This window comes from Streptococcus sp. GMD3S, from assembly GCF_000298695.2.
Lineage (GTDB): Bacteria > Bacillota > Bacilli > Lactobacillales > Streptococcaceae > Streptococcus.
In genome coordinates this window covers 1-20,226 of record NZ_AJRC02000052.1, presented here as the reverse complement: position 1 = coordinate 20,226, position 20,226 = coordinate 1, and the positions used below count along the sequence as shown (strand labels likewise).

Genomic DNA, 20,226 nt, shown 5'->3' with positions numbered 1-20,226 from the left:
TACCACCACATCAAAAATTATCAAAGTCTACCTGCGTAGCCTTGCGAGTTCTATCTGCTTCTTTGGTACGCACTTCCACATAGTCTGTCTGATAGTCCAGCGCCATGCCAATCGTTATCTCTTTTAAATCTGACATGGATAGTCCTGTCTCTTTACAACAGTGAAGATAGGATTCTACCGTGAAGGTTTCGCTACTCGCTTCTTCCGACGCATCGACTTTTTTCTGGTGGTCATTCCTTGATTTAACAATTCCATCAGAACCGGTCCTACTGTTTGAAGCGGAAAGTCTTCTAAGCCCATAAAGAACTCTTCAAAAGGTTCAATAGATGGGTTAGCTGATTTGGCAAAAACCCAAAAGAGCCTGTGAAAAAACGTCATATCAAAATCCGCCAACATGCTCATACCCACATCCGATGCAGATAAAGTTTTGCCTTCTTCTAGCTGTTCAGCTTTTTTTAGAATCGACTCTGCCTGCAACATTTGAAACAGATCCTGAAAGTAATCTTTCCCAAATTCTTTTTTATAGGCAATCGGTGTGTAAGCATTAGTAGCTAGCTCAATGTTCTTACCTGATAACTGAATCGTTTTCCTCATGATTAACCTCCTGGTTTCACAGTTGGTTCATAGACTTTTGCGAACCAAGTCTTTTTGACATCTTCTGGGGTATCTTCTGTGGTCCTGCGACGGACTAGCTTATCAAGCGGCCGAGGACTGGCTTTGAATTTCAATTCCACTTCATTGATGTCTGAACCGCTCTTTGTTTTAGAAGCTACTGTTGGCCGGCTTGCATAACAATAATAGAGCACATGGAGCGTTTCTTTCTTATCCCCTTCAAATCGGAACATCAAGGCAAAGTTTTTCTTCTCACTGCTTGCGATTTCTGAGATGACTTTACTCTGGGCATCAATCGTTTCTCCTAACACTCGGGTCAAAAATTCCTGTGTCAAAAGAGCCAGTTTCAGAGTTCCTTCATAGCCATCATTAGATTCTGTCGTATAAAAATTGATGTTGTCTGCTTTATATGAACCAGAATCCCCTTGTGGCTCCAAGGTCAGCTCTGCGGCACCCCTAAGTCGCTCCACTGTCCCGTAGGTCAGCGCCCCATCATCTCCTTCTTTGGTTACTTCTGCCCAATGGACATCCTGCAAACCAAAGGTGACTTTATTTTTCTCCATCGGATTTTTCCTTTCTATTGACTTAAATGATAAATAACCTGATACAGCTTTTCTGTATCCAAATAGGTTTCTTCCTTGTCAAAAAAGAGAGAATGACTGTCGAGTGCTGCTTCTATTTTCTCTTCTAATTCAAGGTCTTTTTTCTCGGTATAAAGCTCCAGTCTGACTTGACTTCCTTTGTGATAAGCCAGATTATCTGCGCCATAATTCTGAGAAGCAGGAAACCAATACACCACAAAGGGAGGAGCTGGACTATGCCCCTCCTCAAAATGATGATAGGCACAGGGTAAACCTAGACTGTTCAAAAATGAAAACCACTCATCTTTTTTCATAACTTCTCCTTCAAGCGCTCTTCAAATTGGCGAATCATCTTTTCTTCAACAGGAGCAATATGCCGAATTCCTTCAACCCTGCCACCGCCTCGTTTAGCATGACCATTTTCAAGGAGGTGTGTCAGTCCTGGTGTTCGATTATAAATCGTTTTTGTCAAAGCTAGATTCGTTTCTTTAGTCACAGTAGAGTTCCAGCCTCGAGCATATTTCCCCCGCTTTTTCGGAGAATGTTTCTTTAACTCATTAACAGCTTCCCCCGTGCTGTCTTCCACCACTGCTTTCACTGTTTCAGTAGACCTTTCAACATAATTCTCCAACTCCTTTTGAACAGCTCGAGCTAGGTCAGACGGGTCAATTGTTGCCATATTGTACCTCCTCTGTCGCATCTATCAGGATTATCTCCTGAGGATAAGTTAACGAATCAATGGCCTTGATATTATAAAACTTATCCTCAAAGCGAAGACGAGTGGTTTGACTATCCAACTCTCGAATGGAAGAGTCGTAGCGCAGCGTAAAGCGTAACTGATGAATATTCTTGACCATTACTGTTGTAGTGCCTTCCATTTCAAGAAGCACCTTGCAGGAACACCACCTAGAAAACAATTGCTGCCACTGACTGCTTTCATTGCCAATAGCATCTTGCACAATGACTCGTTTTTCAAAGAAAACCCGTTTGCTTAATGGAGCTATCTTCATCAGAACACATCCCTTCTGTGAGCAGAAAGAAGAGCCTTGAGGAGTTCTACCAAACTCTCCTGCCCTCCTTCTTCTCGGTGCTCGTAAAGATAAGCTGTCCCAAACAAAACAATCGTCTGAAGGAAGTCAACTTCTTTCTCCTCCGTCACTTCCTCTAGATTCTTGCGTAGGATACTAGAACACAACTCTTCACTGGCAGAAATCATGACTTGAATCAAGTGGTCATCCTCTGAGTGTTCGACTCTCAGATAGTTCTTTGCTTCCTCCAAACTAATCTTCATGAGAAGCCTCATTTCATGGTCAAGACTTTAACCGCTTCATTCAGAATCAACTTGCCGTCCACGCGCTGACTAGCAAGAAAGCCAACTTGACCGCTTTCTGCATAGAGTTCATTCAGGCGCTTAAAGGAACGTCCTTGACGGTCCGCAATCCAGTAGTAAGAAAAGTCACCGAAAGCCAAAACTTTTTTACCTGTATCAATGGTTGGCACAAAGCTAGAGGTGAAATAAGGACGATTCAGAATCATATCTGGTACACCAGCTTGAACAGATGGCTGCCAAATATAGTTGCCGTTATTGTCCTTGAGTTTCCGTAAAGCTTTTACGGTGGAGTCGTTCAAAATCCATACTGCATTTTTCCGATAAGGTGATTTAAGCGAGTGATACAAATCCATGACATCGTCAAAGGTAATCGTCGCACCACCACTAGTCGCCCCTTCAGTGACCGTTTGAAAAATTCCAGTTGGCTTACCTGTTCCATCACCAATCAGAAAAGCTTCTTCTTCCTTCACACCAATACGACGAGCAAATTCATTAGCCATATAGCTTTCCAAATCAAAGACGGAATCATAGAGCAGCTCATCAGAAATCTTAATAGCTGTTCCAACCTTATGGGAACCAAGCGTTACTTGACTAAAGGTATCTTCTGATTCCTTGAACTTAGAGTTCTCATCCATCCAAGTGGCTTCACCGTTCCCTGACACAACTGGAATCTTCCGCTCCCCGCTTGAAGTCTGAATGACCGTTGCAAGACTCCGCATGAAGTTTTCTTCTTGAAGAGCCTGGATCAGACGTTTCTCATATTCATCTGGAACCAAGTAACCGCCACGTGAGTCGTCTCCAATACTGAGGGTATTTTCGATATCATAGAAGTTTTTCTTGCGGATATTGTTCCAAAAAGCTGTGTTATAGGCTTTAGAGGAACGTCCGCCTTTTGGATTTCCTCCGCCTACAGTTGGATTGGCGACAATGGCTTGACTAACCGGACTGGCTAATTCCTTGTCCAGTGCTTCCTGCCGCTCCAAGCGTTCAATCTCTTTACCAAGGCGAACAACCTCATCTTCCATTTCTTCATAACGGGCCGTATCTTCTACAGAAACCAGCCCCTTATCATCCCGACAGGTATCCAGAAAGCTTTTTGCTTTCTCCCATACCTGCGCTCGTTTTTCTCGCAATTGTAAAATTTTACTCATGGTTATTCCTTTCTTATTTCAAGAGTGACAACCGTTTCTCTAACTGAGAAACTGGTGTTTTGGGCTGAGGTTTTTTATCAGCCAATTTTAAAAGCAGCTGGTTGGTCACCGCTGCTCGACTAAACATCATACTTTGAACCGTCCCATCTTCATGAGGTGCAGGCTCATACAAAATAGAATCCGCAAACCCAAGTTCAAGAGCCTTCTTAGCATTAAACCAAGACTCAGCATCCATCAAGTGGGATAGCTGTACCCGAGATAAACTAGTCTTAATTTCATAGGCATTGAGAATGGACTCTTTGACTTCCGATAACATAGCAATGGCCTTCTCCATTTCTTTAGAATCGCCAATTGCGACCGTCATCGGATTGTGAATCATCATCATAGCAACTGGACTCATATTGACGGTGGTTCCCGCCATAGCAATAACACTGGCTGCCGAAGCTGCTATGCCATCAATATTGACGGTCACGTCATCCTTGTAGTCCATTAACATATTGTAGATTTGAGCTGCCGCAAAGACATCTCCACCCGGTGAATTAATCCATAAGGTCAATGGTCCGGTGCCACTCATGAGTTCATTCTTAAAGATTCGCGGAGTCACATCATCATCCACCCAGGATTCACTAGCGATTGTACCATTTAGATGCAGCACACGCCCCATTTCATTCTCGCTGAAATTCCAAAATTTATTCATGACTCTCTCCTTTTTGATTTGTTTTCATAAATCCTCCTGCATCTTTTAACTTGGTCATATTGCCATTAATGAGGTAAAGGTCACCCCCTTCTTCTGGCGGGATAGGGTTGAGTTCTTCCAGCTCTCGGATATCATTTGTCGAGAGCCAGCCGTTTTGCCGTCCAATCGCATAGCCGTTCATTCGACTTTGGTAATCCCCACGAAGCAAGCCATCCACATTGAATTTAATGAAATGGGTCTTCTTTTCTTCCGGCAGCAGCAAACTTTTCTTAAGAGCCTGTTCAAACCGAACCACCCAGGGATCCAAGGTATACTTAACAAACTCAAGGGATTGTTGCTCAATGTTAGAGAAACTGGACTTCTCTAAATCTCCTACCATGTGCGGTGGAATCCGAAAGAGACGCGCAATCTCATTGATTTGAAACTTGCGGGTTTCCAAGAACTGTGCTTCTTCAGGCGGTATCCCAATTTGCTTATAGCTCATACCTTCTTCCAGGACAGCTACCTTATGAGCATTTCGTGTCCCCTGATAGACTGCATTCCAGGAATCTCGGACCTTAGCAGGGTCTTTTAAGATACCCGGGTGTTCGAGAACTCCACCGGGGTTAGCACCGTTGCCAAAGAAACTAGCGCCATATTCTTCACAGGCAAGCGTTATCCCCACCGCATTCTTCGCCAGAGCAATCGGAGAATAACCAATCAGACCATCAAACCCTAAGCCTGGAATATGAAGTACCTCTTCTTGTGATAAAACAATGCTTCCTTTTTCCTGAAAATTAGGATTGTCTTCCTCATAACGATTGTAAACATAAAAGAGCTTGCCCTTCTCACTTCGATGAACGCTCATCTGATCCGGTAGCAAAGGATACAGCCCAATCACCTGACCTGAACGGTCACGAAGAATCTGAGAATAGGCATTCCCCCAGATCAAGAGATGGCTCATCAAGGTTTCCCGAAAGACAAAAGATGTCATGTCAGGATTCGGCTCATCATGCAAAAGCGTGTAAAGGACATGTTCCGTATCCTTTGCTTTTCCTCCTTCGGAGTATCGATAAACATGAAGAGGTAAAGATGCAATGGTCTCTGACAGAATCCTTACGCAGGCATAGACCGCTGTCGTTTGTAATGCCGTCCGTTCATTGACCGTTTTCCCACTCGTGGTTCGACCAAAGAGTAGCGAAAAGTCATTCCCTTCATACTTATTTTTGGGCTCTCCCCTCTGTCGTTTTAGTCCTAATCGTTCCAATATTCCCATAGTCATCTCCTTTTCTAGGCATGAAAAAAAGCACCTCGCTTGAGATGCTTTACAATCACTCTTTCAATTGTGGAAAATCTAATAAATTTAAAAGGATAAGATTCCTCGCTCGTCATAAATACTACCGTCATTCTTTTGATGTCGAATGCACCTGTCTAAAGCCATAATGGTCGCGATAATCCCGTCAATCTTTTCGACAGATTTTTCTTTATCAGGCTTAATATTTCCGGCTGGGTCCTGTCTCATGACTACGTTTTGGGCCATCCATTTTAGAACCGGATGACCTCCATGCTGGATTTTACCTTCCATCATGAGTTTATAGTACTCTTTGGAAGGTGGACTCATGTCCTTATAGCCCTGACCAAATGGAACCATTGTTAAACCCATGCCTTCTAAGTTCTGAACCATCTGTGTCGCATTCCAGCGGTCATAGGCAATTTCTTTGATATGATAGATAGTGGACAGTTCTTCAATGTACCGTTCAATAAATCCATAATGAACAACATTCCCTTCCGTGGTAAGAAGAAAGCCTTGCTTTTCCCAGACATCGTACAGCACATGGTCTCGTCTAGATCTAAGAACCAGGGTTTCTTCAGGCAACCAAAAATATGGAAGAACTTGATAGTTCTCTGCTTCATTTCTTGGTGGGAAGATTAGGACAAAGGCTGTAATATCTGAAGTGGAAGATAAATCCAGACCAGCATAACAATCTCTGCCTTTTAGACTCTCCACATCAATCGGCTGTCTTCCTTTATCATAGATATGTTCCGGAATCCAAGTCACAGCTGAATTGGTCCAAATATTGAGTCGCAATTGCTTGAATACATTTTCTTCTGCTGGGTTATCTAAGGCATTCAGATAAGCTTCCCGAACCCGGTCAATCCCAATCGTATGACCAAGGGAGGGATTAGCCTTTAGCCAGTTCTCTTCATCGTTCCAATCATCTTCTTCTGAAAGGCCATAGACAACTGGATAAAAGGTACTATCTTTTTTTCGCCCCTTTAGTATATCTAAGGCCTTGGTATGCAATTCATAACAAATAGAGTTTTTATCGTTTCCTGCTGTCGTGATAATAAAAAAGAGCGGCTGCTCCCTTGCATCACCACTCCCTTTGGTTAAGACATCGTATAAATGGCGATTGGGCTGGGCATGAATTTCATCAAAGACTAAACCTGATACATTGAGTCCATGCTTGGTTCCAGTTTCAGCCGATAACACTTGATAGAAACCAGCATTGGAATAATTGATGATACGTTTAGTGGCTCCCATGACTTTGGATCGTTTCTCCAGAGCTTTACTCATCAAAACCATTTGCTTGGCCACATCAAAAACAATAGAAGCTTGATTTCGGTCACAAGCTGCCCCATACACTTCGGCACTGGCTTCTCCGTCTGCGTATAAGAGATAAAGAGCAATCGCAGCAGCTAGTTCAGACTTCCCATTCTTTTTAGGAATCTCTACATAGGCCGTCAGGAACTGTCGATTCCCATCTTCTTTTACGATACCAAAAAGGTCACGTACAATTTGTTCCTGCCAGGGTAATAAGAAGAATTTCTGTCCCGCCCAGCGTCCTTTGGTATGGCAGAGATTCTGAATGAAGGTTACTGCCCGGTCTGCCTTTTTCTCGTCATAATGAGAAGTTGGAAGCATGAAGGGAGAAGGGATGTAGTAATATGTCATAAGCGCCCTCCAAGTAAATCTTCCATTTCATCACCTGACCCCACATCTGTATCCATCGAAGCAAGTCGTGTTCTGGAAGATGGAGTCAAGCCAAACTGTTCACAGAATTTAAGCATGATTTTAAGATTGGTCTGAGAAATAGAAACTTGTGGCACTTGTTGGAGATAGCTATTGGGAGTTTTGATGATAGAGCCGTGTTTTGAAAGAAACTCTTCTGCTTCCTTCCAGCGTGCATAAGCTTGGCAGTAACCTGCAAAAGCTGTCATATCCATATCAGTTAAAAGTCCCAATCCTTCTAGGATTTTGCCCATACGCTTCCATTCTTTCTTGGCATCTTCTTCAAGCCAGGAAGGGCATCTAGGAGCTTTCTTCTTAGGCTGTATTTCATTCTTTGGAAGTGGACGCTTGCCAGGATTCCCTTCTAAGATTTTTAAACTAATTGGTTTGGGCTTTCTGCCCTTCTGTGCCATGCCCTCACCTCCTTCAGCCCACAAGAAAAAAGTCCGAAGACTTAATTTCTTATGAATCGATTTTCTCTACTTCATCAATGCCATGTAACACATGGAGTTGTCGGCCATTGTCCCATTGAACAACCAAGGAACCAATATCATCTACATCTTCCACCGTTCCCAACATACCAATTGGCACTGGATTCGGGTCTTCCATTTTTAAGAGCCGCACCCTTGTTCCAGCAGGATACCGCTTTTTTAATAATTCTACAATCTTCGCATTCATCTTTGTTCTCCTTTGGGGTTCAATTTGTTCAATGGTATAATACCTCTATTATACATATTTATCCAGTTATAAGAGATAATTATTCGAATATTTTTTGACTTTCAAGAGTGGTCTCCACAATCAATTGCTCAATCATTTGATTGATATATTTCAATTCTAGATAACCAAACTGATTGGTCTTCAATGCCCTCTTAATATGCATAAGCAGTTCCTGAAGTTGTATTTTGGAAACTGGTGATATCGATGGAAACGACTCCAATTGAACAGCAATTTTTTCAAGATAATGCTTGGTTTCTGATTCAGGAAGATTATTCGTCATGATTTTCCTTTATCGCATTTAGAATGGCTTTCCCAATAGCAAATACAACTGATACTGTCACACCGTTTCCTGCTTGTTTATACAACTGAGCATCCGAATTTACGGCACAAGCTTTTTCAAATAACTCATCAGGAAATCCTTAAAGCCTGAAGCATTCTTTAGGAGTCAATCTTCGAATCTTAACTGTTTTTCCCTTCCAGACAACAGCTCCCATTTGCCCTCCGCAAGAAAGGTTATGAGCCAATCCTTTTCCAACTCGTGCTCTTCTTGTTCTGGATCCTGGATAAGATAAATCAACTGAATCTCCAACATTCGCAACTTGATAACCTTTCTTAGTACCATTGCGAACCTTTATCCCCTCTTGCTCAGCAACTTCTAAAACTGCTGTATTCATAGCTGTTCTTTTTGTCACCCCTGATGTATAGCGAGCAGTGATACAGCGTGCTGTATTTGTTACCTTAGGAGCTGTCAAAGATTGGTCAATCATATAGAGTCCTGTTTTAGCACCTACTCCGCCTCCCTCACCAACAAGAGTCGTTGAAATGCCAGAAGTATCATAAACTCTGTAACTTTGCATGCCACCTATAAGCTGCTTAAGATGGCTGCTGCTTTCTCTGCGGACAGGTAATACTTGTCGTCTACCTCTGCTTCTAAGATGTCCGAGAGTATAGACTCGTTCTCTGTTTTGTGCGACTCCGTAATCTTTGGAATTAAAAATCTGCCATTCGAGGTCATACCCTGCTTGCCCCAGACTAGAGAGATAGTCGAGATAATCTCGTCCCCGGCTGCTTGATAAAAGTCCCTTAACATTTTCAAGGAGTATCCACTCGGGTTTATCCTTTTCTTCTTGGCTTTCGAGCAAAGCAACAAATCTAAAAAAGAGTCCACTTCGTTCACCGTATAATCCGGCTCGCTTTCCTGCGATAGACAGATTTTGACAAGGGCTTCCCGCACACCATAAATCTGCTTTTGGAAGTTGTGCTGGGTTGATGCTTGTGATATCGTCATGGAACCATTCTCCTTTCGTTTCATACATGGCTTCATATGATTTTCTTGCAAACTTATCCTTCTCGCAATAGCCAATACATTTCATTCCCGTCAACTCTAATCCACAACGAAAGCCACCGATTCCTGCAAAGAAATCCAGAAAAGTTATCGTCATTGTGCTTCCTCCATTTCATTCAAAGCTTCTTCAAAAGATAAGGTCCTGCCTTCACGGATTAGTTTCACATCCGTCTTTTCTGTTGCTTCCATGTAGCGTTTGACAATAACATCCACAAACTTTTCATCCAGTTCTATGCCATAACAAACTCGACCTGTCTGATCAGCCGCAATTAAGGTAGACCCACTGCCTAAAAATGGGTCCAGTATAAGTGTCCCTCGCATGGAAGAATTCTGAATCGGATAAGCCATAAGCTGAACAGGCTTCATAGTCGGATGCTCTTTACTGGATTTTGGACGGTCATATTCCCAAATGGTCGTCTGCTTTCTATCAGAAAACCATTGGTGTTTTCCTTTTTGTTTCCAGCCATAGAGCACAGGTTCATGTTGCCACTGGTAAGGGCTTCTACCTAATACCAGAGCATTCTTTTTCCAAACGCAACAACCGCTCAGATAAAAGCCAGCATCCTTAAAGGCCCTTCTGAAATTCAGTCCTTCTGTATCCGCATGGAAAACATAGATAGAAGCATCATCCTCCATGGACTGTTCTACATTGACAAACATGTTAAAAAGGAACTGATAAAAATCCGCATCGGACATATCATCATTTTTGATTTTTCCCGCTGTTTCTTCCACATTAACATTGTAAGGAGGGTCAGTTACGATAAGGTTGGCCTTCTTATCTCCCAGGAGAAGCTGATAAGTTTCTAGCTTTGTAGAATCACCACAAATCACTCGGTGTTTCCCAAGATGCCAGATATCTCCTTGTTTCGAGATAGTCGGTTTTGTCAGCTCCCCATCTACATCAAAGTCATCTTCTTTCACTTCCTTGTTGTGAACCTTAGAAAATAGCTGATCGATTTCTGGGGCTTCAAAACCGGTTAGGTCTAAATTGAAATCCGCATCTTGCAAGTCCACCATCAGGTCTGCGAGAAGTTCTTCATTCCACGCGCCTGTGATTTTATTTAAAGCAACATTCAGGGCCTTTACCTTATTCTCATCCTCAATTCGAACCTGAACACATTGAACTTCTTTATAGCCCAAGTCAGATAAGACGGTCAGTCGTTGATGGCCTCCAATTACAGTACCATCGAAATTAACAATAATCGGGTCAACATAACCAAACTCCACAATGGATTTCTTGATTTTTTCGTATTCCTTATCACCCTTCTTGAGTTTCTTTCGTGGGTTATAAGCCGCTGGTTTTAAAGAGTCAATGGATAAAGAGACCCATGTCATATCTTGTGTGACTTTCATACTACCTCCTTAGTAAAAACGAGATTGAATATAGCAGGCATGGCTACAAAATTTCCGCTTCGCATTGCCGTATGATAAAAAAGACTTACCGCAATGTTGGCAAGCCAATTCATAGTAAGCTGTATTTTGTTTCTGGTGTAATTCTGGATGGTCCTGCCACCAGTATCTCCGACAAGCATCTGAACAAAACTTCTTAGGTCGACCAGTTCCTTTGGGGATAAAGGTTTCTTTACAGTGAAGGCAACAAGGAAGACCACTGGCTTGGTCTTTCATCATCTTCGTGACGGCATTTCGATAGCCCAATAGTTCCGGATTTCGTTTGCAGTAATTGCGAACAGAATCCCTAGATAAACCGACTATCTTTCCAATCGATTGGTATCCCAAACCTTCAGAACGTAGTTTTCTAATCTGTTTTCTCTGAAAATCGTCCATTTCTGCCTCCTTTCTTTACTGAAATCTCTAACCTTTTAAATCATAAAACGAAATAAAAACAAGCCATAACTTCCTGTTACAGCTTGTTTTTCAGTTATTTATTTCTTCAAAAAATATACCCCTTTTACATTTTGCGAAAATGCACGTTTGAGGGGGCCACGGTCTTTTGAGAGGCAACTCACAGAGATTTTATCCCCCCTACCCCTCGTCAGAAATCATAGCCATAAATTGGAGCATGGTCTTCCGTCATAGTTTTATAATCATGACAGGATTTACAAAGAGGTTGCCAGTTGCCCTCATTCCAAAAGAGTTTTTGGTTTCCTCGATGAGGAGTGATATGATCCACTACTGTTGCAGGTGTAATCATTCCTTTAGCTCGACACCTCACGCAAAGCGGATGTGTTTTCAAGAAATGAAGCCGAGCTTTGTTCCACCGTGAGTCGTAACCTTTAGCCTTTGTCGACTTCACCTCAAGTGAGTGAACACTTTGGTGATCCTCGCAGTACTTAGAACCATAAGGTACGAGCTTTGGACAGTTTGGAAATTTGCAGGGCTGAGCGGGTCGTCTCGGCATGGCCTTCACCCCTCCTCTCTATGTTCTTTCACATCTTAATCATATCACAATTATTCGTGCAAAGCAGTACCGACTTAGTACCGTATTAGTACCGGGGTAGTTCCAGAGTAGTCCCGCCCTAATACCGGGGTAGTTCCAGAGTAGTCCCGCCCTAATACCGGGGTAGTCCCGTCTTTTTGTTTTTTACAGTTTTTACTTGACAAATAAAAAAGTTCTATCTCACCAACAGATAGAACTTAGTATTTCAGTTATAAAATACGGCTACTAGCACATAAGATCATCAGAGATTTTCATTTTCAGCTCCTCTGATAAAGTACTCAAACTTTTTCCCTTATCTTGCATGTGGATAGTATCATACTTCCTTATCACATCTTCTTTACTTAAAATAAAATCGACAGCATGAATAGACTGAGAGCTTGTTTTATCAAATATATTTCTATCTTTAACTCTAAAACTCCTAGGCACATAATATGTATCCCCAGTAGCATCAGTTGAGTCCAGAACCACTAATAATGATTTATCTAGGTTTGTGAGTGCATACGGATAAGTTGCTGACGCAGTAACTAAATCCTTTATTACAAATAGCTCCTCTTTTATAAATAAATCTAGTGCTCTCAATCCCTCCGTTTTTCTGATTGCTATACTTAATGGATGGCGATCATTAAAAAATATCTGATTTCCCCCTAAATGCCCTTCAGAGGCTGACATGTAAAATTGGTTTGGCGACAGTCTTGCATTTGCACCAGTAAGATGTTTAAAACTATCAGTTTTAAAATGCATTTCAAAACATTCATCACCAAATATATAAATAAAACGCTTACCTACAAGTCTCTCCTTATACAAACGAGCACTACTAATAATATTTCTTCTTACTTGCTCTTTTTTTCTATGAATATTCACTAAGCTTTTCCAGTCTTTCTTTAACAATAAAAGAGCAACCTACTCAGGTCACCCTTCTATTTATATAGTGAGTGTTTTATCCTGGTTGTCAGGCTCGCTACCCATCTTGATAGCTAAAATGTTACGGACATTCTTCTACTAGCCGTATTAGTCAAGCACTATCTCTGCTTTGGAGCTCGCTACCCATCTTGATAGCTTTAAGTTATGGAATTATACCTGTTCCATACCCAGTACAACTTTAAAGTGTCTCCACACTCAAGATATTTCTATCTTCACTAATATTATACAACAAGAAAGGAGGTGATGCAAGTAATCAGTGGAATTTTTTCAAAATTTTGAAACCTCAACCTCTTTTCAATTTCTAAATGAAAATGACCTACAGCAAGCTGTAAGCCATTTATTTTAGTCGGTTTATTCTGGTGTCTGCCACCCGCTTGGCTCTTATGTCCAAGATTAAATATCGGATTTAATTTTGGTGTCCGCCACCCGCTTGGCCCTTATGTCCAAGATTAATATCAGATTGACCATGAGCCGACCACTCAAATTAAAAATTCTCATTTCACACTCGGCTAATTTTTGTTTACCAACAAGTCAGAACCGTCACTTGTCTCATCAAAGTGATGACATGAGAATATCTCATCTACATCATATTATACGTTAAGTAGACCTATTACGCAAATGAAAAACAATCCAATGAACAACGAACCATGCGCCTGTAATAATTTTCCATTATGTATGCTGCCATATCTGAGATGGCTTCCTTTGTCACTGGCATAACCTGCATGCTGTAGGTTTGTTGATTATAAAGTGTTAAGAATTGAAACTTGATATGGTAGATATAGACTCCTGAAACAAATAAAGTAGATAGGATTTCAACTTCTAAGATTTTCAAGTGTAGCACCTCTTTCTGTTGGTACTTCTAGTATAACTAAAAACAACTGATCAGGGGTTGCTATCCTCTCAAATGTACAAAAAAATGCCTGAAATGACCATTTCTTGTATCTCAGACATTTTTAAGGCAGAAACTTCAAATATTTCTGCGCTCTATATTTAAGCTGGAAAACGTTCTAGAATCTGGTCCAAAATTTCTTCTAGGCTTTCATCTTCCGGATACATTTCCCAACCCCTGTCGTAACTAATGACTTCCTCACCGTCTACGTCCACTCCCAATTTAAAGATGCGTCCGTTGTCTATTCCATCCTCGAAGGGTTCAGTGCTTACCTTCGCTAGGTAAACCACCTTTCGATTGTGACTTGTAAATATTCCTTCTTGCCACATGTTTCTGCCTCCTTAGTCCAACCAAACGTAGTCGTCAACTTCCAACGTGGTAAAATCCGTATTTCTTAATTAAGTCCACTATTTTTTCAGGGCTTTTACCCCTTTTCTTTTTTGTATGTGTATGTTACCGTACGACTTTTTATTTATCAAGTCATTAGCGAAGATTATTCAAAATTTTTTAAACTCCTATCTGGACCCGTAAAGCCCGGTCAATCCGCACCAGCCAGGCTTCTTCTCGAATGGTCATGACCTTATTTTTTAACTGAAATTTATCCACTGTAAGAACCTGCTCTGCCAAAACCAAGCTGGACCACTTAAGCCCTTTGAAAACTTTCTTAGGTAGATACACATGAGTAGGCAGGTGCTTTTTCTTTTGAACCTGCTTGGTTAGGGGAACAACCGTAACCAAATGAGAATGGTCATTAGCTTTATTATTGCTGACGATGATGGCCGGTCGAATCCCTTGCTGAATATGACTGTTTTTCTGATTTCCAAAATCTACGTAATAAATATCTCCTCGTTTGCACATATGGTTCTCCTCTAGCTAAGTAAAAAATCTTCTAACTGCTGGTTTCTGATGGTATAAATCAAACGCAGTTCCTTAATGGCCTTTTGCTTCCACCTGCTAATGGTACTCCTGCTGATATGATACTTGACCATAAGGTTGTCCCAGCTTTCTGACACAATGACTAAATCCGTCACAAATTCCGCCAAATCATCTGGAAGCTGACTGACAGCTACTTCAAAAAAATGCAATTCCTGAACTAAACGACAGTAGCGCTTTGACAAATATTGATAAAGCTCCCGATTGGCTTTCTCTGTTTCTTCCTTGTAGGATAAAGCAATGATCTCACTGCGATAAGGATTCTTACTGGTCTGCACCCTTGGTTCATCAGACCGACCATAGACCATGGTGTCCAGCATCTCATTTTCTGAGATGCCGACAAACTGGTCCAACTGGCTACATAAGAGCTTCATCTCCTTTTTCATGTTCTTGTAATCATAGAAAAAGCTTTCTATTTTATCCATCCTTTTCCTCCTCTCTCAATTCATATCTGACGGCATCAATCAGGGATTGCTGAGAGATGTCCTTTTCTTTCAATCGTTTCATGACTTGTTCGTCCATCGTGCTCTTTGTAATGATGTGGTGAACAACCACCGTTTCTTTCTGCCCTTGCCGCCAGAGCCTGGCATTAAGTTGCTGGTACAGCTCCAAAGACCAAGTTAAGCCGAACCAACAAATGGTATGACCGCCAGCTTGAAGATTCAGTCCATGACCACTGCTTGCCGGGTGAATCAAACCAAGGACTATCTTTCCCTTGTTCCAGTCCTCAATATCCTGATTGCTTTGAATCACTCTAGTTTCTGAAAAACGTTCCTTGATGCGTTTCAAATCATGCTGGAACCAATAAGCGACTAACAAAGGCCGGCCATTCATACTCTCCACCATTTCTTCAAGAGCCACTAACTTCTGATCATGCAAGAGTACCGCCTTTCGATTCTCATCATAAACCATGCCATTAGCCATCTGCAGTAATTTATTCGAAAGGCTGGCACTGTTCACGGCATCAAGTACCTGCCCCTTGAGAGAAACCACCATCTCTGCTTTGAGCTCCTTATAAACTGCAAATTCTGTCTCCGACATCTCAACTAGAACTTCATTGTCCACTCGTTCTGGCATATTAAGATAATCCACTGCCTTCATAGAAATCGTCATATCCGCTATCTTTTCATAGATGGCTTCTTCTGCGCCATCCTTTGGCTTATAAGAAAAGATAACCTGACCGTTTCGTTTGTCGGGGTCAAAATACTGATTGCGAAAAGCTGTGATGAAGCGTCCCAGGCGCTGTCCGCCATCTAAAATGCCAATCTCAGAAAATAGGTCCATGATGTTTCCAGGAGTTCCCGTCAGCCCAACCATGCGCTTGATTTTAAATCGAACTTTCCTAAGAGCCTTGACGCGTTTAGCCTGATAAGACTTGAAGCTAGATAGCTCATCAATCACCACCATATCAAAATCAAAGAGTTGATTCTGAATCAACCAGACGACATTTTCTCGGTTGATGGTATAAATAAAGGCTGAGCGTGTTAAGGCGGCTCTTCGCTCTGGTTCACTGCCAATGGCAATGGAAATATCCAGCCCCTTTAAATGTTCCCACTTATCCAGCTCACTCTTCCAAGTATGACTGGCTACTCGAAGCGGGGCAATGACCAAGACTTTTCTGACCTCAAATGAATCCAATATCAAATTCCACAATGCCGTTAAGGTAATCACGGTTTTGCCTAGTCCCATATCAAGAATCAAACAAGCTGTCTCATGCTCCTCAATGAATCGAGTCGCTACCTCCTGATAAGGATGTGCCTTGTATGTCATCTAGTATTTCTCCAATCTTTCCTTTATCATCCAGCATATAAACCAGAAACCCCAGCTTTCTTAACTGTTCCATGCGCCTGACCTGAATCTTTCTGGGCTTTTCTCCTGGGGCTTTTAACTCCACAAAACCAATCTTTCCTTGAGGTAAAATCACGATTCGATCAGGCATCCCTACCAAGCCAGGCGAGACAAACTTCATGGCGAGACCACCCCGCTTCTGACTTTCTAGTCTCAGTTTTTCTTCAATTTCTCTTTCTCGCATTTCTTCTCCTCCCAGGGTTTCCGATAGGGGGTGCCAAAAGGGTTCAAACTCCTTACGCGCGTATGGGTGTCCATTACTCCTATTTTACTAGTAGTAACACTACTCTCTTAGAAAAGATAGGCAACTAAGGAAACTAGTACTAGAGAAACTACTATTGGCAACAGCTTTGAGCAGTTTCCCATTCGGTTGCTGAAAGGTAAAATCGAAAACCTGCGGAAACCAACTAAAGCTTCCCAAGTTGCCTTACGGCACCCGGACAAAAGCACGTTGAGTACCATACAGGGAAAACTTCATCTTACCAGTCGTATTTCCTGTGTACTTATTCCAGCCACCGATTTTATTTAGAATTCCTTCAATTTCATAGGAATCAGCCTTTTTGATATTCTGTCGTTCCTTACCGAAGCACTCACACCAAATTTCCATAATGCAGACCCGCTCACGCTGTTCTGTTCCCTTCAAAGTCTGACTGCCAAAGTCACTACCAGCCAAGAAAGTCCGTCGCTCATATAAGTCCATCTTGGCCCAGTTATCTGGCAATAAGGTATCCAGGTACTCAGCTACAATGCCTTCTCGGTCGTCTGATTCCATGGCCTCCTGTCGCTCTTTATTTGCTTCATTTTCTGCTTTTCCTTTTAGAAACAATTCCTCCCCTGCTTCATAATAGACCTTGGCTTCTGCCCACAATTGGTCTACATCGACTAGCTCCCAAGGCTTTAACTGACTGGCATCGGACACTCGAATCGGCCAAAAGCGACGGTTCCCAGTCACGTCTCGCAAGAAGCCACCTTCTGAATTGGTTGAACCCACAATAATACAAGCGCGTGGGTGACTTTCCACATTCACCCCATAGGCTTGACGGAACTTATCATCCTGTCGTGATATAAAGGATTTAACAGTTTCCACATCTGTTTTTCGAATTCCTGTCATCTCAGAAATTTCTAGAATCCAATAGCCCTGGAGCTTTTCTGCCGCAGTTTTATCCCGCATGTCTGAAATCGCCAGAGAATCCGAGAACCACTCTTTACCTAGCTTGAGAAAGAAGGTTGATTTTCCTATCCCCTGCGGTCCATTTAGTACAAGAATAGAATCAAACTTAATACCTGGTTCATAAATTCTTGCTATCGCAGCCACCATAGTTTTTCGCATGACTGCTCGTGTATAAGCTGTGTCCTTTGCCCCAAGGTAAACGATAAGAAGCGAATCAATCCGTTCGACTCCATCCCAGACCAAGGGTTCTAAATACTCCTTAATGGGATGGTAGAGCCGGTAAGAAGTCACCACAGCTAAAAGAGCATCCTTGAACTTGGTAGGTGACCAAATACCATAGACACGCTCAAAGTAGAGCTTGGCATTAGCTAAGTCCGAATCATTCCAGCCAGGACGTGACCGTCTCCAAGGCAGCTCACCAATCACATCAATAACATTCTTGAATTCATTGTAGACAATGTTTTGAAGATTGGGGTCAAAGTGCAGAATCGTCGCAATGTTGGATAAGGTATCCTTAACACGGCCGGTCTTATCCAGCTCTAAGCTCGCCTGCCAATTCTCCGTATCAGCAAATTCCAAAGTCGCATCTGCTAAGCGCTCTTTTGCCAGTGTCTCCCTGGTCGCATCATCTTTTAGGACATAATCCTGCATAGCCTTATAAGACGGTTGCTTAGCTGAGTCTTTCTTTTCCTCATCATCCTGATCACCAAAGAGATGCAGGCGAACCAGGTCAAAAGCCGATAAAAGCCTGTGACCATAAGGGTCGGTCGCATGGTGGCTATAAGCAAATTTGTCATCATAAAGAACAACCCCAGCACTGGTTGTGGCATGAATATAATCAAAACGACCTGGAATGCTGGAAGGCTTGTAAACATCTCCTAGAAATTTTTCAATTGCTTCTGTAATGGTGTAGGTTCGGTTAAAAGCCCCAATCAAGCCAGATTTTCCAAGAGGATCTGCTTGTTTGGCAATGGCCCGCTCCAGCAGCTTGTTCTGCCGGCTGGATACAGGCCACTCAGTCGTATCTTTCCAGTTCTGATAGCGCGCTAGAACCGTGTCCGGACTGAGGAAGTCACCCTCCAATTTTTTGAAGACAAATTCTCCATCTTGCGAGGTTGAAGGCCAATACATGAGTCGACTCGGTTCATAGGTCGTATCATCAAATAGCTCCATACCGATATCTTCAGCCACTTTTCTGGCAACAGCCTGGTATTCCTCAGCCGTTACTTCCCGAGATAAGGGGATAATCAAACGTAGCCTTGGATGCTCTTTGGTATGTTTATGCGTTGAATAGAAATAGGCAAAGAAAGAAAAGAAGAGTTCGACTTCATCCATAATGCCAGGTGTCGCAAAGTCCATATCTAAAGTCAGAGCCGAGCGAGACAACACCGCATCTTTCTTTCGTCTTCCTTTGTCAAGCTTTCCTAAAACAAAGCCGCCGACATCTTTAATATTATCTTGTTTTGATTTCGCTAGTTTCTTATACTCTGCAACGGTCTCAGCCGTTCGGATAGTGGTTGAAATGCGGGCTTCAAACTGTTCCAAGCTATAACTGGTTTGCGTCCAAATCTTATCGGTTCGTTTGTTTCCTAATGAAATGGTAAGTTCCATTCTTTCCTCCTTAATCTTTCTTATAAAATTCACAGGCATAGCCGTCGGCTTGTAAAGGCAGACCTTCGGCCCAGTCTGGCTTTGTGGCAAGTAGCTGGCAGACTTTTGCCACACTCTCTTCTCTCACTTCTACCACCACTTCATCATGCACATGAAGAACAATAGCTAATCCCTTTTGCTCGAGCTGCACCATGCCATAGGCCAATAAATCTCGGGCGATACCCTGAACAATATTTTCCACTAACTTTGGTCCATAGGTCTCAAGCCGAGTCCATTTCTTACTCTCTCCAATCCCTTCATAGGTCAAGCTAGGTTTGCCAAATGCATTCATGCCCATGCGAGGTTTAACATAAGCTAGCTTTCGTCCAGAAGGTAGCGTAATAAAGAGCATGCCAGATTGATAGCTGATGACAAGATTCTTAATCTTCTTCGGTTCTCTTGTTTCATAGACCTGCTTTGCGGTCTTATCTATCTCCCACCAAAAGGCCACAATATGCGGATTGGCTGACCGCCACTGATTGACGAGCGGCTGCAGTTCCTCTTCTTCCAGTCCCATATCCAGTGCTCCCATAGCGGTTAAAGCGCCGACTGACCCACCATAACCAAGAGCTAGTTCTGCAATCTTACCTTTTTGGCGAAGGTGGCTATTAACACCGTGTTTCTCAACCGGTACTCCAAACATAGAAGACGCAGATGCGCAATAGATATCCCCGCCCTGTTCAAAAACATCTAACCGCCAAGATTCCCCAGACAGCCAAGCCAACACCCGAGCTTCAATCGCAGCAAAGTCAGCAACGATAAACTGATGACCTGCTTTGGGGACAAAGGCAGTCCGAATAAGTTCAGAAAGGACACTCGGGACATTCTCATAGAGAGTATCCAAGGTTTCAAACCTCCCTTCTTTCACAAGGGTTCTGGCAAGGGACAAATCCTTGAGTTTGTTCTGAGGAAGATTCTGCACCTGAACCAATCGTCCAGCCCAGCGGCCAGTGCGATTCGCTCCATAAAATTGCAAAAGTCCATGTACCCG

At 42.5% G+C, this 20,226-nt stretch carries 26 protein-coding genes and 1 pseudogene; all 27 read right to left on the bottom strand.

The features are described from left to right. Positions 1–10 precede the first annotated feature (10 nt). A complete protein-coding gene (locus GMD3S_RS11110; RefSeq protein ID WP_001281455.1) occupies positions 11–136 on the bottom strand; it encodes a hypothetical protein in 126 nt (41 codons plus the stop codon). Positions 137–174: 38 nt separating this feature from the next. Then, positions 175–594 (bottom strand): hypothetical protein, encoded by a 420-nt coding sequence (locus GMD3S_RS0209665; protein WP_001232596.1) that lies wholly within the window; start codon positions 592–594, stop codon positions 175–177. 2 nt (positions 595–596) lie between these two features. Next, positions 597–1,175 carry a major tail protein gene (locus GMD3S_RS0209660; RefSeq protein ID WP_000414381.1) on the bottom strand — a complete coding sequence of 193 codons (579 nt, stop codon included), beginning with the start codon at positions 1,173–1,175 and terminating at the stop codon, positions 597–599. Positions 1,176–1,189: 14 nt separating this feature from the next. After that, positions 1,190–1,507, bottom strand: coding sequence for a hypothetical protein (locus tag GMD3S_RS0209655; protein ID WP_000710710.1), 318 nt, complete (start codon positions 1,505–1,507; stop codon positions 1,190–1,192). After that, positions 1,504–1,872 carry an HK97 gp10 family phage protein gene (locus GMD3S_RS0209650; RefSeq protein ID WP_000190823.1) on the bottom strand — a complete coding sequence of 123 codons (369 nt, stop codon included), beginning with the start codon at positions 1,870–1,872 and terminating at the stop codon, positions 1,504–1,506. The genes GMD3S_RS0209655 and GMD3S_RS0209650 overlap by 4 nt, the downstream gene beginning before the upstream one ends. Further along, complete coding sequence (locus tag GMD3S_RS0209645; RefSeq protein ID WP_000684964.1) at positions 1,859–2,203, bottom strand: head-tail adaptor protein; 345 nt, start codon at positions 2,201–2,203, stop codon at positions 1,859–1,861. Before GMD3S_RS0209645 ends, GMD3S_RS0209650 begins: the two co-directional genes overlap by 14 nt. Continuing rightward, the gene (locus tag GMD3S_RS0209640) at positions 2,203–2,484 is read right to left on the bottom strand and encodes a head-tail connector protein (protein WP_008282402.1); all 282 of its coding nucleotides are present in this window, start codon (positions 2,482–2,484) and stop codon (positions 2,203–2,205) included. Before GMD3S_RS0209640 ends, GMD3S_RS0209645 begins: the two co-directional genes overlap by 1 nt. Before the next feature lie 8 nt (positions 2,485–2,492). Next, positions 2,493–3,674, bottom strand: a complete 1,182-nt coding sequence (locus GMD3S_RS0209635; RefSeq protein WP_000036012.1) for a phage major capsid protein — start codon at positions 3,672–3,674, stop codon at positions 2,493–2,495. Positions 3,675–3,687: 13 nt separating this feature from the next. Beyond that, a complete protein-coding gene (locus GMD3S_RS0209630; RefSeq protein WP_001032310.1) occupies positions 3,688–4,371 on the bottom strand; it encodes a head maturation protease, ClpP-related in 684 nt (227 codons plus the stop codon). Beyond that, on the bottom strand, positions 4,364–5,626 hold the full coding sequence (locus GMD3S_RS0209625; RefSeq protein ID WP_000511777.1) for a phage portal protein: 1,263 nt from the start codon (positions 5,624–5,626) through the stop codon (positions 4,364–4,366). The genes GMD3S_RS0209630 and GMD3S_RS0209625 overlap by 8 nt, the downstream gene beginning before the upstream one ends. A gap of 87 nt (positions 5,627–5,713) precedes the next feature. Further along, the gene (locus tag GMD3S_RS0209620; protein ID WP_000222988.1) at positions 5,714–7,306 is read right to left on the bottom strand and encodes a terminase large subunit; all 1,593 of its coding nucleotides are present in this window, start codon (positions 7,304–7,306) and stop codon (positions 5,714–5,716) included. After that, positions 7,303–7,776 (bottom strand): phage terminase small subunit P27 family, encoded by a 474-nt coding sequence (locus GMD3S_RS0209615; protein ID WP_000057466.1) that lies wholly within the window; start codon positions 7,774–7,776, stop codon positions 7,303–7,305. Before GMD3S_RS0209615 ends, GMD3S_RS0209620 begins: the two co-directional genes overlap by 4 nt. A gap of 49 nt (positions 7,777–7,825) precedes the next feature. After that, positions 7,826–8,041, bottom strand: a complete 216-nt coding sequence (locus tag GMD3S_RS0209610) for a DUF4314 domain-containing protein (RefSeq protein WP_000992184.1) — start codon at positions 8,039–8,041, stop codon at positions 7,826–7,828. Between the two features lie 79 nt (positions 8,042–8,120). Continuing rightward, complete coding sequence (locus GMD3S_RS0209605) at positions 8,121–8,360, bottom strand: hypothetical protein (protein WP_000183781.1); 240 nt, start codon at positions 8,358–8,360, stop codon at positions 8,121–8,123. Further along, positions 8,350–9,522: pseudogene (locus GMD3S_RS0209600) on the bottom strand (DNA cytosine methyltransferase). The gene GMD3S_RS0209605 and the pseudogene GMD3S_RS0209600 overlap by 11 nt, the downstream one beginning before the upstream one ends. Further along, on the bottom strand, positions 9,519–10,778 hold the full coding sequence (locus GMD3S_RS0209595; RefSeq protein ID WP_000869308.1) for a site-specific DNA-methyltransferase: 1,260 nt from the start codon (positions 10,776–10,778) through the stop codon (positions 9,519–9,521). Before GMD3S_RS0209595 ends, GMD3S_RS0209600 begins: the two are co-directional and overlap by 4 nt. A gap of 9 nt (positions 10,779–10,787) precedes the next feature. Further along, on the bottom strand, positions 10,788–11,210 hold the full coding sequence (locus GMD3S_RS10825) for a helix-turn-helix domain-containing protein (protein ID WP_000340864.1): 423 nt from the start codon (positions 11,208–11,210) through the stop codon (positions 10,788–10,790). Positions 11,211–11,418: 208 nt separating this feature from the next. Next, positions 11,419–11,784, bottom strand: coding sequence for an HNH endonuclease signature motif containing protein (locus GMD3S_RS0209585; protein WP_001138021.1), 366 nt, complete (start codon positions 11,782–11,784; stop codon positions 11,419–11,421). Positions 11,785–12,048: 264 nt separating this feature from the next. After that, on the bottom strand, positions 12,049–12,711 hold the full coding sequence (locus GMD3S_RS0209580) for a PBECR4 domain-containing protein (protein WP_000913325.1): 663 nt from the start codon (positions 12,709–12,711) through the stop codon (positions 12,049–12,051). 643 nt (positions 12,712–13,354) lie between these two features. Beyond that, a complete protein-coding gene (locus GMD3S_RS0209575) occupies positions 13,355–13,585 on the bottom strand; it encodes a hypothetical protein (protein ID WP_237738357.1) in 231 nt (76 codons plus the stop codon). 149 nt (positions 13,586–13,734) lie between these two features. Further along, on the bottom strand, positions 13,735–13,962 hold the full coding sequence (locus GMD3S_RS0209565) for a DUF7678 domain-containing protein (RefSeq protein WP_000267706.1): 228 nt from the start codon (positions 13,960–13,962) through the stop codon (positions 13,735–13,737). 178 nt (positions 13,963–14,140) lie between these two features. Next, complete coding sequence (locus tag GMD3S_RS0209560) at positions 14,141–14,491, bottom strand: type II toxin-antitoxin system PemK/MazF family toxin (RefSeq protein WP_000335299.1); 351 nt, start codon at positions 14,489–14,491, stop codon at positions 14,141–14,143. A gap of 11 nt (positions 14,492–14,502) precedes the next feature. Continuing rightward, positions 14,503–14,991: a hypothetical protein gene (locus GMD3S_RS0209555; protein ID WP_000357689.1), complete on the bottom strand. Its 489-nt coding sequence runs from the start codon at positions 14,989–14,991 to the stop codon at positions 14,503–14,505. Next, positions 14,984–16,336: a DEAD/DEAH box helicase gene (locus tag GMD3S_RS0209550; protein ID WP_000221145.1), complete on the bottom strand. Its 1,353-nt coding sequence runs from the start codon at positions 16,334–16,336 to the stop codon at positions 14,984–14,986. Before GMD3S_RS0209550 ends, GMD3S_RS0209555 begins: the two co-directional genes overlap by 8 nt. Beyond that, a complete protein-coding gene (locus GMD3S_RS0209545; protein ID WP_001209159.1) occupies positions 16,287–16,598 on the bottom strand; it encodes a VRR-NUC domain-containing protein in 312 nt (103 codons plus the stop codon). The genes GMD3S_RS0209550 and GMD3S_RS0209545 overlap by 50 nt, the downstream gene beginning before the upstream one ends. A 243-nt stretch (positions 16,599–16,841) precedes the next feature. Further along, the gene (locus GMD3S_RS0209540; protein WP_000424009.1) at positions 16,842–19,196 is read right to left on the bottom strand and encodes a virulence-associated E family protein; all 2,355 of its coding nucleotides are present in this window, start codon (positions 19,194–19,196) and stop codon (positions 16,842–16,844) included. 10 nt (positions 19,197–19,206) lie between these two features. After that, the coding region (locus GMD3S_RS0209535) for a DNA polymerase (RefSeq protein ID WP_025173008.1) at positions 19,207–20,226 on the bottom strand (1,020 nt) is incomplete at its 5' end.

Excerpts from the sequence above, each read along its gene's own strand:
- GMD3S_RS0209540 (WP_000424009.1), bottom strand. The coding sequence starts at position 19,196 with ATGGAACTTACCATTTCATTAGGAAACAAACGAACCGATAAGATTTGG.
- GMD3S_RS0209615 (WP_000057466.1), bottom strand. The coding sequence starts at position 7,776 with ATGGCACAGAAGGGCAGAAAGCCCAAACCAATTAGTTTAAAAATCTTA.
- GMD3S_RS0209605 (WP_000183781.1), bottom strand. The coding sequence starts at position 8,360 with ATGACGAATAATCTTCCTGAATCAGAAACCAAGCATTATCTTGAAAAA.
- GMD3S_RS0209635 (WP_000036012.1), bottom strand. The coding sequence starts at position 3,674 with ATGAGTAAAATTTTACAATTGCGAGAAAAACGAGCGCAGGTATGGGAG.
- GMD3S_RS0209665 (WP_001232596.1), bottom strand. The coding sequence starts at position 594 with ATGAGGAAAACGATTCAGTTATCAGGTAAGAACATTGAGCTAGCTACT.
- GMD3S_RS10825 (WP_000340864.1), bottom strand. The coding sequence starts at position 11,210 with ATGGACGATTTTCAGAGAAAACAGATTAGAAAACTACGTTCTGAAGGT.
- GMD3S_RS0209645 (WP_000684964.1), bottom strand. The coding sequence starts at position 2,203 with ATGAAGATAGCTCCATTAAGCAAACGGGTTTTCTTTGAAAAACGAGTC.
- GMD3S_RS0209650 (WP_000190823.1), bottom strand. The coding sequence starts at position 1,872 with ATGGCAACAATTGACCCGTCTGACCTAGCTCGAGCTGTTCAAAAGGAG.
- GMD3S_RS0209660 (WP_000414381.1), bottom strand. The coding sequence starts at position 1,175 with ATGGAGAAAAATAAAGTCACCTTTGGTTTGCAGGATGTCCATTGGGCA.
- GMD3S_RS0209610 (WP_000992184.1), bottom strand. The coding sequence starts at position 8,041 with ATGAATGCGAAGATTGTAGAATTATTAAAAAAGCGGTATCCTGCTGGA.
- GMD3S_RS0209640 (WP_008282402.1), bottom strand. The coding sequence starts at position 2,484 with ATGAAGATTAGTTTGGAGGAAGCAAAGAACTATCTGAGAGTCGAACAC.
- GMD3S_RS0209555 (WP_000357689.1), bottom strand. The coding sequence starts at position 14,991 with ATGGATAAAATAGAAAGCTTTTTCTATGATTACAAGAACATGAAAAAG.
- GMD3S_RS0209630 (WP_001032310.1), bottom strand. The coding sequence starts at position 4,371 with ATGAATAAATTTTGGAATTTCAGCGAGAATGAAATGGGGCGTGTGCTG.
- GMD3S_RS11110 (WP_001281455.1), bottom strand. The coding sequence starts at position 136 with ATGTCAGATTTAAAAGAGATAACGATTGGCATGGCGCTGGACTATCAG.
- GMD3S_RS0209595 (WP_000869308.1), bottom strand. The coding sequence starts at position 10,778 with ATGAAAGTCACACAAGATATGACATGGGTCTCTTTATCCATTGACTCT.
- GMD3S_RS0209565 (WP_000267706.1), bottom strand. The coding sequence starts at position 13,962 with ATGTGGCAAGAAGGAATATTTACAAGTCACAATCGAAAGGTGGTTTAC.
- GMD3S_RS0209560 (WP_000335299.1), bottom strand. The coding sequence starts at position 14,491 with ATGTGCAAACGAGGAGATATTTATTACGTAGATTTTGGAAATCAGAAA.
- GMD3S_RS0209625 (WP_000511777.1), bottom strand. The coding sequence starts at position 5,626 with ATGGGAATATTGGAACGATTAGGACTAAAACGACAGAGGGGAGAGCCC.
- GMD3S_RS0209655 (WP_000710710.1), bottom strand. The coding sequence starts at position 1,507 with ATGAAAAAAGATGAGTGGTTTTCATTTTTGAACAGTCTAGGTTTACCC.
- GMD3S_RS0209620 (WP_000222988.1), bottom strand. The coding sequence starts at position 7,306 with ATGACATATTACTACATCCCTTCTCCCTTCATGCTTCCAACTTCTCAT.
- GMD3S_RS0209585 (WP_001138021.1), bottom strand. The coding sequence starts at position 11,784 with ATGCCGAGACGACCCGCTCAGCCCTGCAAATTTCCAAACTGTCCAAAG.
- GMD3S_RS0209545 (WP_001209159.1), bottom strand. The coding sequence starts at position 16,598 with ATGCGAGAAAGAGAAATTGAAGAAAAACTGAGACTAGAAAGTCAGAAG.
- GMD3S_RS0209550 (WP_000221145.1), bottom strand. The coding sequence starts at position 16,336 with ATGACATACAAGGCACATCCTTATCAGGAGGTAGCGACTCGATTCATT.